Source organism: Haloferula sp. A504, assembly GCF_044385805.1.
GTDB lineage: Bacteria > Verrucomicrobiota > Verrucomicrobiia > Verrucomicrobiales > Akkermansiaceae > Haloferula.
In genome coordinates this window covers 19,617-32,043 of sequence record NZ_JBISBU010000061.1, presented here as the reverse complement: position 1 = coordinate 32,043, position 12,427 = coordinate 19,617, and the positions used below count along the sequence as shown (strand labels likewise).

Annotated in this window: 5 protein-coding genes and 1 pseudogene; 1 reads left to right on the top strand and 5 read right to left on the bottom strand. The window is 62.9% G+C overall.

Going from position 1 to position 12,427, the window contains the following annotated elements; all coding sequences use genetic code 11:
* The 5 genes and pseudogenes from ACG2LG_RS20095 to ACG2LG_RS20075 form a co-directional block, all read right to left on the bottom strand.
* Positions 1-326 (bottom strand): annotated as a pseudogene (locus ACG2LG_RS20095) (hypothetical protein); the annotation flags it as partial.
* 56 nt (positions 327-382) lie between these two features.
* Positions 383-2,770 carry a sialate O-acetylesterase gene (locus ACG2LG_RS20090; RefSeq protein WP_396262073.1) on the bottom strand — a complete coding sequence of 796 codons (2,388 nt, stop codon included), beginning with the start codon at positions 2,768-2,770 and terminating at the stop codon, positions 383-385.
* Between the two features lie 113 nt (positions 2,771-2,883).
* Entirely contained in the window at positions 2,884-6,120 is a 3,237-nt protein-coding gene (locus tag ACG2LG_RS20085; RefSeq protein ID WP_396262071.1) for a DUF6288 domain-containing protein, read from the bottom strand.
* Between the two features lie 423 nt (positions 6,121-6,543).
* The gene (locus ACG2LG_RS20080; protein WP_396262069.1) at positions 6,544-10,272 is read right to left on the bottom strand and encodes an invasin domain 3-containing protein; all 3,729 of its coding nucleotides are present in this window, start codon (positions 10,270-10,272) and stop codon (positions 6,544-6,546) included.
* A 47-nt stretch (positions 10,273-10,319) separates the two neighbouring features.
* The gene (locus tag ACG2LG_RS20075; RefSeq protein WP_396262068.1) at positions 10,320-12,065 is read right to left on the bottom strand and encodes an FAD-dependent oxidoreductase; all 1,746 of its coding nucleotides are present in this window, start codon (positions 12,063-12,065) and stop codon (positions 10,320-10,322) included.
* A 5-nt stretch (positions 12,066-12,070) separates the two neighbouring features.
* Here ACG2LG_RS20075 and ACG2LG_RS20070 point away from each other — a divergent pair, with 5 nt between their 5' ends.
* Positions 12,071-12,328, top strand: coding sequence for a hypothetical protein (locus ACG2LG_RS20070; RefSeq protein WP_396262066.1), 258 nt, complete (start codon positions 12,071-12,073; stop codon positions 12,326-12,328).
* The last annotated feature ends 99 nt before the right edge of the window (positions 12,329-12,427 follow it).

The following is a 12,427-nucleotide window of genomic DNA, read 5'->3' as shown; positions in this document are numbered from 1 at the left end:
GGTGGAGCCACGACCTGCCATTCTCCGGCTGCCCCGGTTTCCCGGACGTCCGCCAAACGATAGCGCACGGAGCCCGGCGGGTCGCGATCGACACGTCCGTCTTTGCTGGCCTCTCCGAAATGAAACTTGAGTCCGCCCGGTGTCTGCTGCTGCGGCAGCTTCACTTTCAGATTGCCGAAGGCGACCTTGCCGAAGTCGAGCAGGATGCTGCCATCATCCAAGCGCTGGTGGCGGACCACCGCTTCCTCGACCAGATGCACCTCGGCAGCGGGCAGGAGGGAAGCCAGTCCAAGGGGAAGATACGTGAGCCAATGCAATCCTTTCATCTATCAGTCTCTTACCGATGGGTTTCTTATCTTGGGTTGCTCATTAACCATGCCCCCTAATCGACCTGAAGGGCATGGCCATCCTTGAGCAGCTCCGCCATCTTATTGCCGAGGCCGAGGCCGACCCGGAAATAGCTGCGGGCATTTCCATTCCAGTGGAATCCCTGGTTGCGCGGCGACTTCTCGTGGGGCTCGAAGTAGGCGCGGGTGTCATCGGTCAGCACGTTCGCGGGCTTTTCAACACCGGCGACCCAGAGCTGGGCCCGTTCCACCGGATGATAGTCCTTGTAGGGAGGTTCCCTGGTTCCGGTGTCGTAGCCCATGCCGGTCGTGGCGATCACGAAGGGCAGATCGGGCTTGCCGAACTCGGAGCGGATCGAGGCGATGAAGTCGGGCAGGTTGTGTTGGTACTCGTCGGCCACCTTGTCCGGGCTCTTGTCACTGGTGCCCTGGTGCCAGGCGAAACCGGCGATTTGATAGCCGCGGCCCTTCCACTCGGGAAACTCGGTGCCGAGATTGAAGAGCACTTCACGCGCATTCTCGAACATCTCGACGTAGGACGGACCGATTTCGCCACCGCGCTTGGCGGTCGCCATCGGCGAGCGGAACTGGCTGACCAGGTTGTGGCCGCCCCACGCCGGCTTGATGAGGAGCACGTCGTCGTCCTTGAAATGGTCGCCGACGACCTGGCCGAAGCCGAATTCGGGGCCGAACCACCGGCCGTTGCTGGTGAGCGGGCCGAGGTCGCCCTTGAAGATGGTGCCGCCGTACTGGGCATTGGCTCCGTTGCGCCACCAGAGTTTGACGTTCTTCCGAGTCTTCCACCTGCTGGTGGCGGGATCGGTGGGATTCTCCAACAGAGAGCGATAGTCGAACTCCGGATATACGTCGTCGTGCATGGCCAGGTGGCGCAGGGTGCCGATGCCACCCACCTCGTTGTCCTGCCCCTCCTCCGTGTGCCCGTAGCCGACCATGTTCGACTGGCCGGCAAGGATGAACACCTTGATGCCCTTCGGGTCGTCGTCCCAGGTGCGCAACGTGGTCGCCGCCTCCACCAGCGGGTTATTGGCAAGGTCCGTGAGGTTGCGGGTGGCGATGGTGTAGGTCGTGTCCGGCTCGAGCGCCTGTCCGGTGGTCAGCGTGACCGAGCCGTTCTCCGGATCGAATGTGGCGGATTCAACGGCCAGTTCGCCGCCGCCATCGTGCGTGACCGTGTAGTTGCCCACGGACAAGGAGGCGGTCGGGATCATCGGCTCGCTGAAGACCAGACTGAGGGTCGTCCCGCTGCCCCAGACCCGCTCGATGGCGGGCGGCGTGGAATCGGGCAGGCCGATCTCGAACTCCAGCCTGGCGTCTCCTTTGAACGGATTGGCAAAGGGGCCGAAGGTCGTGGTGTCCTTGGTCTTGTCGGCTTCAACCGCGGCGGCAATGCAGGGTTGGTGGCCCCCGGCATCCCTGGCGGCGTAGAGACCGTAAACCTCGCCCGGATTGGACGACCATTCCAGATAGTAGCGGTCGCTCTCCGTGTCGTACAGGGTCTTGGTGATCTTCACTTCCCGGCGCGGTGGAATGCTGCCGCTGATCACGCTCTTGAAGTCGGTGCCGATGCGAATCTCATCGATCGCGTTCTGGTTGAGGATGGTGCACACGGTCAGCACGTCGAGCGTGTCCTCGTCGATGGCGGCGCTGGCGGAGGCCGCGTTCTCATCGAGCGCCTCCTCGGTCATTTCCTGGTCTTCCGTGAAATGCCAGGTGCTGACCTTGTCGGTTTCCCCGAACTCGAACTTGAGGATGACGATGTTGTCCTTCTTGGAATCGACATTGCTCCCGGGAGCGCTCGCCACCTCCTCGCCCTGGTTCCAGATGACGGGATTCAGGCGCTTGCGTTCCCGCATATGGCGGCCGTTGCCGGCACCGATCGCGTCGGCCTTCCCATCCATGGAAATCGCCCGCTCCTTGAAGCCGCTCTCATCCGAGGCCAGCGCGATGCCCACGGGCGCGAAGAAACTCTGGTTGGGCAGGTGGAACACCGCGCTGAGCCACAGCACCCCGTTGTTGCCCTGCGCCATGGCACCCGCACTGCGGGCCAGCTTGCGGGTGGAATGAGGTGACCCGTTCCGGTCCCAATCCGAGTTGCCGATGTATCCGCCCATCGTGGGCAGGTTGTCGACCACACCATCCCAATCGGGTCCGCCCTCGCCCCAGGCTCCGTCGTAGAGCTCTTCCGGATTCCCGCGGCTGTCGTAGATGAAGGCATACCCCTTGGACCCGGCGGTGTCCTTCCATGGTGCCGCGAACCCCTTGCCGCCGTTGCGACCCTCCAGACGGCCCGCAACCTCGTGGTTGTGGGGCTGATAGTCGAACGGCTCGTAGACCAGCAGTTCGGCATGGCTGATCGAGACGGCGGTCACCAGGCAGAGCAGGAAGGCGTGCGGGGCTGTCATTTTCGAGTTCTTCGGGTGCATGGTCTTGCTGGTTGTCACTTTGGTGCTTTCGGCAGTCGTCGAGGCGGGACGGTGAGACAGGGAGCAATGGGGCGGCAGCGATGGACGCGAACCTACAAGTTCAGTTCGACCAGTTCCGGCTTCTCGGTCCGTTGCTTGATTTCCTCGATCGCCTCGCGGACCGCCTTGGCCTTCTTCTCGCTGGCCCATTTCGGGAAATCCTCCTCGGCGGTTTCGAAGTAGTGCGCGGTTTCCTCCAACTGCGGAATCACCCGCTGGGCGTGGGCGCCGTACGGTTTGAGCATTTCCAACAGCTTCGGCGTGTGCGATTCGCTGCCGTGCTTTTTCTGGTGGCGCACGTAGTCGGCGATCAACTCAAGCCCTTCGCTCACGCGGTGACGGCTGAGCAGGTCGAGGCCCGCCGTCTGGATCTGGCCGTCGAACATGATGCCGCTGGGCGCCTTCTCGACGATCGCCCGGTGGACGGCGGGCAGGATCGGCCGGAGCTGCTCCAGGGTCAGCTTCTGATAGACGCCGCCCAGTGCGCCACGCGTCCTGCCATCCTGGTTGGCGAGTCCGGCCTTGACGGCTTCCAGCAACAGGTCCTGATCCACCTCCTCGAAGGAATGGCGAAGCATCCCCGTCCGCGTGCTGAAAATGGTCTGGATGAGGAAGCGTTGCTCCATGCCCCGCGGATCCTCCGGGGTCGGCCCCCTGGCGATTCGCTTGAGCAAGTCCGGCACGGCCTTCATCGCCGGCTCGCCGATCCCGTTGAGGGCCTCGACGGCCTTGACGCGCAACCAGAGATGATCCTCATCCAGCAGCTTCAGCAACTCCAGCACCGCGGGCTCCGCCTCCTTGCCATACTTGGCCAGCGCCTGGCACGCGCCGAGGCGGGTGTCCAGTGATGGTGCCTCGAGCAATTCGACGAGTTTCTCCACCGGGACGTTCTTCTTCTTCCCGATCACCGTGGCCGCGCGGTCGCGCACCACCGGGGACCAACTTCCGAGGTGTGCAAGCAGTGCTTCCGCCGGCAGGTCGTCGTAAGCAGTGAATGGCTCGTGGCCGTTGGCCCCGCGTCCCTCCTCGATGAGTTTCCGGGCGCTCTCCGCGTCCAGCGGAGCCACCACCGAGGGCCGGCTGCCGGTGAGGCGGATGGCCTTGCGCGGCATGGCATACGAAATCAGATAGACTCCCGTCGCATCCCATTTGGCATAGGCATCATGCTTGTTCTGGGGCGGCCCCTGATGCGGGAAACTCCAGTCCCATGAGCGGGCGAGGTCGAAATACCACGCTCCGAACTCCTTCATCCAGGCACCGGTGGCATTGGGGCCGCCGCGCGACACCCCGGGCATGGCCCAGGTCAGGTTGAAGAAGTTGCCGGTGTGGCCCTGGTCGCGCTCGCCGTAGTGGGACGCGGTGGACATCTTCGCGAAGAACTCGGCGCCGTCCTCGTTTTCCAACTGGTCGAACAACACCGCGACCATGCCGTTCTTCCCGTTGTCCTCATGGCCGAAGGTGTTGGGCTTGTGGTCACCGTAGGGAATCGCCCCCTTGCCGATGTAGAACGAGAGGAGGGTGTTGCTGCGTTCGATGGCCTCGGCCACTTCGGGATCGTCCACCCCGGCCTCGCGCGCGAGCACCAGGCCGATCGTCAGCACCGCTCCCGGGGAGTTCATCATGCCGTAGCCGGGGAGGCGGCCATCAGGATTGGCGAACTTGTGTCCCCAGGAACCGACCGCACTCTGTCCCTCGGCGGCCGACAGCGCCATGCGGCGCAAGCCCGGCAACACGGAGTCGTCACCGGTTGCCATGATGTATTCTGAGAGATATGTCGTGAGGTATCCGAAATACCATGTCGCGAAACCCATGTTGTCATAGTTTGCCGCCCATTCGGCCTCCCTTTTGAGCAGCGGATGATACTTGCTGTCGCCGGTGGCCAGCAGGCCCAGCGCGTTCAACGCGCGCGGGATGGAGTTCTGCTTCTCATACCCGTCCTGCTCCATGCGTTCCGCCAGTTTCTCGGCCGCCTCGTTGAGGATTTTCTCCGACTTCGGACAATCGTAGGGAGCGATCGCGCTGTAGGTGCCGAGCACCGGCACCGGCACCTCGATCTTCTCGATTTGACCCTCGCGCCAGCGGATCAACCCGAGCCTGCCATCTTCGGCCTCGGCGGCGGTGAGCGCCTGCCCAAGCTGCTTCCGCGCATCCTGATCAAACGGCACGCCAGCCACCCCAAGCAGCACGTCCCCCTTCTTCAGCAGGCCATCCGACGGCGAACCGGCCGCGACCTCGGTGATGTAAATCTGGCGGGCCAGCGAGGTGTGAAGACGGATGTTGTACATCCATCCGCGCGCACCGGTGGCGCCGAGCGTCCAGTCGTGCACCGCATTCTCCGGCAGCTTGTCGCCCTTGGTCAGATCGGGATTGGGATGATCCCACTTTCCGAGCTTCTCCGGCTGCGGCACCGGCTTGAACACCAGTGGCCGTTCAATTTGCTTTTCCGCATCGCCCAGGAACTTGCTGATGACGGGTTCCATCGCTTCGGCCCATGCCCAGTAGCCTTCGAGGTTGGGATGCAAACCGTCCGGCATCAGGTCGGTTTTGAGGTTCCCCTGGTCGTCGAGGAAGACCTCTTCGAGGTCCAGCCAGTGGACGGTCTCGCCATCCACGTAGGTCTTGAGGATCTGGTTGATCTGCTCGTTGCGGAGCCGGCCTTCATCGCCGGGTGTCTTGCCCCGCGGGAAAATCGGCATCAGGAGGATCTTCGACTCCGGCAGCTTGGCGTGGATTTCCTTGAGCAGGGCGAGCACTCCATAGGCGGTGTCTTCGCCTTTCGCCTCCGGCTCTCCGCGGTTGTTGGTGCCGATCATCACCAGGACCACCTTCGGGTTGCGGTCCTTCATCCCGTCCAGGCCGCCGTTCTGGAAATGCCAGAGCATGTGGTAGGTGCGGTCGCCGCTGGAGCCGATGTTCACCGCCTTGCGATCCGAATAGTAGGCATCCCACACTGGTTTGCCGACGCGCGACCAGCCGAAGACGATCGAGTCGCCCACCATCAGCAGGTCCACCTCCTGCTCCGTGCACCAGCGCTTGCGGTCCTCGTGGTGCCGAAGCCACGCGTTCCAGCTCTTGGGGTCTTCCTCGGGCCCGGGCCGGGACTCGGCCTGGGTGGCCCGGATGTCCGTTTCATAGGTGGGATCCTCCCATGGCATCGCCGCCACCTCGTGTGTGGATTCGTTTTGCGCGGGATTCGCCGGAGCGCGCCCCCGGTCGCAGCCCGTGAGCGCCGGCACGGCGGACAGGAGCACGGCAGAGGCGATGATGCGGAATACGGTGGGGTGTTTCATGAATGGAACTCTTTGGTGCGAGACGGTGGCTCGATCGCTTTTCCGTCAAGAGTGAGCATGCTGTCTCAGGGAAGCTTGCCGATGGGGAAATCGCATTGAGGTTGTCATGCCGGCGATGCCATGGCTGCGAGCACGGTCAATCGAGTCAGATGGATGGGCATGGCGGAAGTTGCGCTTCGGCCCGGGCAGTCTGGGGAGCTTCGCCGCGATCCGAAAGGGCGCGCGTGTCGTCTCATCGCATGACATGGCGAGACGCCGGATGAAAAGGGAGGAAGGACCCGGCCTTGGTGAGAGAGGGGATGAGCGGAGTCCGGAAAACCCAAAAAACCGGACTCCGCCCCTTGCCACAACTCCGCGAGGAGCCGGGAATTCTCGCTTTCCGAAGGTCCGAACCGGAAGGGCATGGCGCGCGGAGCGGTCCCGTCACGGTGCGGATAGCAGGGTTACCATGTCGTCGCCCAGGGCCTTGCCGACACGGAAGTAGCTGCGGGCGTTGCCGTTCCAGTGGAAGCCCTGGTCTCTGGGAGAGACCGCGGCATCTTCCCAGAAGGGGCGCGTGTCCGTGGAGAGAACATTGGCAGGTTGCGGGCTTTCGGGGAAGACCCAGAGCTGGGCCCGCTCGACATCCGAGTAGCCGGGGTAAGGTGAAGGTTCAACCCCCGCGCTGGTCATCCCGGCCGTGGCGATGACGAAGGGCAGGTCCGGCTTGCCGAATTCCGCCCGCACGTCGCTGATGAAATCGGGCAGGTTGTATTTGTATTCGAGGGCGCGCTCGATCGGGGACTTGTCGCTGGTGCCCTGGTGCCAGGCGAAGCCGACGATCTGGTAGCCCCGACCGGCCCAATCGGGGAATTCGGTGCCGAGGTTGTCCAGCACCTCGCGGGCATTGTTGAAGATCTCCAGATAAGAGAGGCCTACCTCACCGCCTCGTGCCGCCACCGCGCTCGGTGGGCGGAAGTCTTCGGCCAGCTTGTGGCCGCCCCAGGCGGCCTTGATGATCAGGACATCGTCCGAAGCATAATAGTCGCCGATGATCTGACCAAAGGCGTATTCCGGACCAATCAAACTGCTGTCAGCGCCGTGGAAGGGTGGACCGAGGTCGCCCTTGGTCGGAGTGGAACTGGCTGTAGGCAGATTGCCGGATGCGCCATTGTACCACCAGACCTTGACGTCGCCCCGGGTTCTCCAGGAGCTGTTGACAGGATCACCGGGTGTTGCCAGCAGGGAGGTGTAGTCGTATTCCGGATACGTTGCGTTGTTGTTGGCCAGGTAGCGCAGGGTGCCGATGCCGCCGTCGCCGGTTTGGCCGGTTTCGGTGTGCCCGTAGCCGACCATGTTGGACTGCCCGGCGAGGATGAAGACCTTGATGCCGGCCGGGTCGTCGTCCCAGGTCTGGAACTGCGCGCTCGTGCCGTTGCCCAGCGGTTGGCCGACACCGTTGGCGATCCGGTTGGCGGTGACGGTGAAGCTGCTGCCGATGTCGAGAGCCGAGGCCAGGGTGAGGGTGGCCGTCCTGCCGTCGCCGCTCAGGCTGGCCCCCGTCACGGCGACCGTGCCGCCGCCGTCCTGTTCGATGGTGTAGTTGGCCGGGTCGGCGGCGGAACCGCCCATCGCCTCGCTGAAGTTCACGGTCACCGTGGTGTTGGCCCCCCAGAGGCTGCTGATCACCGGTGCCGGACCCAGGTCCTCCGCGCTCATCTGCACGAACAGCCTGGGTTCGGTGAGCAAATCCGGATCGATGGTCACTTGCACCGTCTCGATGTCGGCGACCGGTGCGCTGACCGACTCGCCGGCTCCGGACTCCCAGAACCACTCCGTCAGGTTGGTCGAGTACCAGACCTTGTAGGTCATGCCGGTAAGCGATTGCGTGCGGCGGGTGTAGCTGAAGGTGCCCGCCGTCGGATCGAATGCCGCGGCGTACGGATTCGAGGAACCGGCGTTCAACGGATTGAGCCCGAAGAGCCGCTCATACTCGTTGCTCAGACCGTCGAAGTCGTCGTCACCGGTCGGCCCGCCCACACCGGGGTAACTTCCGGCCCAGGTGTCGTAATCGCCGACCGAGGCGGTCTGGCCAAGGTAGAAGGTGTAGCCGCCCGGGCTGCCGATATCCGTTTCCTGTTCCTGGCAGATCCAGCGCATGATCACGTAGCGGCCGGTTAGCTTGGCTCCGTCGAGCACGTATTCATACAAATTCCGGTCGCCCCGGTTCAGTGCCTTGCTGGCGGCAGGCGTGGTGCCGAAGTAGGTGTTGGCAATCGCGGTCCAGTCCGATCCCGGATCCGTGTTGCTGACCCAGAAATCGATGGAGCCGATGGAGGAGTAATCGGATTCGAGTGCCTGGGCATGGATGAAGCCGTCGAAGGTCACGATTTCGCCCATGTCGTAGATGATGGTTTGGGATTTGACGCTGTCACCGGCGTAGCTGCCCGAGTCTTTGGGAGTCCAGCGGAATGAACCGCCCGTATTGGTGCTCGTGCCCACATAAGTCAGACTCATGGAGGTGTCGAAGAGGTTGGTCAGTGTTCCCCCCGTCGCACTGGTGCTGGCCGCGACCGGGGCGTTCAGCAGGGTGATCAACTGAGTGGCCCCCACCTCGATGAACTCCACACTGGCGGTCTGGGTGATGATGACCGAGTCGGTGATGCTGGTGGCGGTGAAGACCTCCGTGCCCGGCGTGCTGGAGCTGACCGTGAAGGTCGCCTGGCCGTTGGCATCCGTGGATTGAATGTCGACGGGAAGAATCGTCGCGGCTCCCGGCCCCGACGTGATGTTCAGGGTAACCCCTTCATTCGCCACCGCGAGTCCCGCGGCATCCTTCAGGGTCACGGTGATCAAGGAGGTCTCCGAGCCGTCGGCGGCGACCGAAGTCGGCGCGGCGACGACGGTGGAGTTGCCTGCATCCACCGGACCGACCACGACAGGTGCGGTGAACTCGACGCTTGCCGTATCCGTGATGGCGACCGTCTCACTGGTGGCGGTGAAGGTCTCCAGGCCGACCACGCCGGACTTGACGGTGAAGGTCGCTTCGCCGTTGGCATCGGTCGTGTCCGTGCCGGTGCCGGCGGGCGTGATCGTCGCGCTGCTGTCTCCACTCAGGACAACCAGCATCCCGGGAAGCGGCAGACCACCCGCATTCCTGACCGTGACCGTGATGCTCGAGGTATCGGTGTCATTTGCGGTCACGGAAGTCGGTGAAGCCGATACCGTTGAGCTGGCGGCGTCGACCGTCATGGCCTGGAAGTCGACACTCGCGGTTTGGGTGACGGTGACACTGTCCGTCGACGAGGTGGCGCTGAAGACCTCGGTGCCCACCGCGCCGGAGCTGACGGTGAAGGTGGCCACACCGCTGCCATCCGTGGTCTGGGTGGCGGAAGGACTGATCGTCGGCGTGCCGGGACCGGAAGTATTCGCCAGCGTCACGTCCTCGCCGCTCACGGCGATGCCGGAGGCATCTTTCAGCGTGACGGTGATGGTCGAGGTCGACGTGCCGTCGGCCAGGACCGCCGTTGGTGAGGCGACCACCGTCGAGGTGCCGGCATCGACGGGTCCGGCCACGACACTGGTTTCCTGCCCCCTGAAACGGATTTCATGCAAGCCGACCAGATTGCTGCCGCCGCCATACACCTGGATGTTGGTGAAGCGGATGTGGGTGACGCCAGTCAAGGTGTCGAGGGCGCGGAGTTCCGCGAAGGATTCCTCGCGGGTGCCGAGGCTTTGGGACCAGTCGGCCATGTTGAGCGAGGCGGCCGAAACCGGTGTGCTGAAGCTGCTCCCTCCATCGGTCGAATAGGAAATATCGAAGGTGCGGGGGTTTCGATTCTTATCGCGGGTATACATCCAGTAATAGACGCCGTCGATGTCATGGCTTCCACCCAGTTCAAAGGTGACCACTTCGGCGCTTGCGGCACCACTGCTCAGCCAATATGGCGAATCAGTAGTGCTTGAGATGTAGGGGTGGACATCGTCCAGTTCACTGGAAGGATCCGATACATTGGAGAGACCCGAGCCATCGATCGTTTTGGCGATGACCCGATTGCCACTGGTTTGCCAACTTGTCGATGTCGCCCCGGTGGGAGTGATGACATCGGCGACCGCCGGCAGGTTGAAGCAGGCGAAGGCCGCAAGAATCGCAAGCAGGTTTTTCGATTTCATGGTGTGATTGCGGAAATGGGGTTGATCTGGTGACCAATCGGATTGGATCAATTGGCAGGCAAGGTTGCCGGACTTGGGGATGCACTGGCGGAGGACTTGTCAATGATCTCCAGCTTCTGGCCGTCCTTGATGAGTTGCTCCTTCAGCTTTCCGTATTCGACATCCTGGACCGAGGTTCCCGCCTCGATGGCCTGCACGGCGGCGGTGGCGGCGCTTTGTCCGAGCACCATGCCGACCGGTTCCATGCGGATGGAGCCGAAGGCGATGTGGGAGGAAGAGAGACACCAGGGGACCAGCAGGTTCTCGCACTCGCCCCTGGCCGGCACGATGGAGCGGTAGGAGATGGGATACGGCTTCCCGCCGAGGCTCATCTGGATGTCACCCTCGTTCTTGAGCTGCCCCTTCCAGTTCACGCGCTGCACATGGTGCGAATCCATCGTGTAGGCCCCCATGCCCACGGAATCGGTGACCTGCGGATAACCGGCATCCTGCCGGCACTGGTGCTCGGTCATGACGAAGTCCGAGACCATCCTCCGGCCCTCGCGAACATACAGGTTGTAGGGCCAGTGGCCGTTGTCGGTGAACTCGTCCTTGGGCAGGCCCCAGCCCGAGTAATTCTCCCGGACATCCTCCGGCACCCGCGGGTGGTTCTGAAGCGTCCAGACCAGGCCAAGCTGCCAGTCCCGATGCTTCGCGGCGAGTTCCTCGCGTTCATGGTGGGAAAGCGTGGTCCAGTCCCAGTAGTCGGGGTGGTCCGGCGGCAACGAACTGTAGTTCATGCCGATGAAATCGGTGGAAATCCCGCCGTTGTTGTTGGAATCGGTCTTGCGATTCGGCATCGCGGAGAATTTGTAAAACTGCCCCCACTGCCCGCGATGACCGGAGTCGAGGGCCCGAAACAGGATCTCGTAGTCCGCCTCGTCATAGCCTTCGGGCCTGGCGATCGGCACCAGGTTGTCGGGTGCGTCGGTGAGGCACATGCGGTAGCAGAAGGCCTGCAGGCGATGGTCGCCCTTGCCGACGTCGGCTTCATCGTACTCGTTCACGCCCGGCAGCAGGCCGCTAGCGGGATCACCCATAACGACATACGGATCGATCCCGTCCGGCAGGTTGTTGCTGTGCACCGGCAGGGTGATCGCGTTGGAAACCTCCTCGTATTTCGCGTTGGCTTCGCGGCCCACCGTGAAACTCACGCCAGCCGCCGCCATCAGGTCGCCTTCGTAGGAGGCGTCGATGAACATCTTGCCCCGGATCTCCCGTCCATCCTCCAGCCGGATGGCGGTGATTCGTTGCCCGTCCATGATCGCATCCTGATCCAGATCCAGACGTCCCTCGATCACCCGGACGCCGGCCTCCTCGATCATTTGGTCGAAGATCATCTCGGCCACCTTCGGCTCGAACACCGATGCGAGTTCGGTCTCCTCATCGAAGGCCGGGGCTCCCTGGCCGTGCTTGGGAAACTCCTCCTTCTTCTGCTGCACCCAGGCCTCCTCATCCTGGTAATGGAGATAGACCCGGTGATAGAACTCGCGGGAGATGCCGCCCAGAATCTCCCGGTTGCCGATGTCGGTGTAGCCCAGCCCGCTGCTGGTCAGTCCTCCCAAGTGGCCGTACTGGGAAACCAGGATCACCGACTTCCCCATCCGGGCCGCCTGCACTGCCGCGGCGACCCCCACGGAGGCGTCGCCGTAAACGACGACATCGGCATGGAGTTCGGACCCCTTGTTTTCCGGCTTGGGAGCGCAGCCGGAGGACACCAGAAGAAGCAGGAGCGGGATGAGTCGGCAAATCATGGGTGATGGAATTTCAAGTCAAAGAAAAGCCCACAGCCTCCCATGGAGATTGCGGGGATATGAAATGGTTCGTTTCAACGGAATCCTGTGCGAATGGCGGCTACGAGAAGCCCTGGGATTTCATGGGGAAGGAGGAATTTCCATTCAGAGTAAAATGTCTGAAAGCCGGGGAATTCGACATGGCAAAATGGGTTTTCTCCGGCTCTCCGCCAGATTTGCTTACGGCCTTGGTGGGGGGGATCGGGCATTTCTTCAGACACTGAGGCGCTGAGAAAACGGAGGCCGCCGAGCCGACATGGATCTAGATCGAGGGAACTGGTGCCATTCCAACTCATATGTTCCTCGCCGTCCTCTGAGATCTC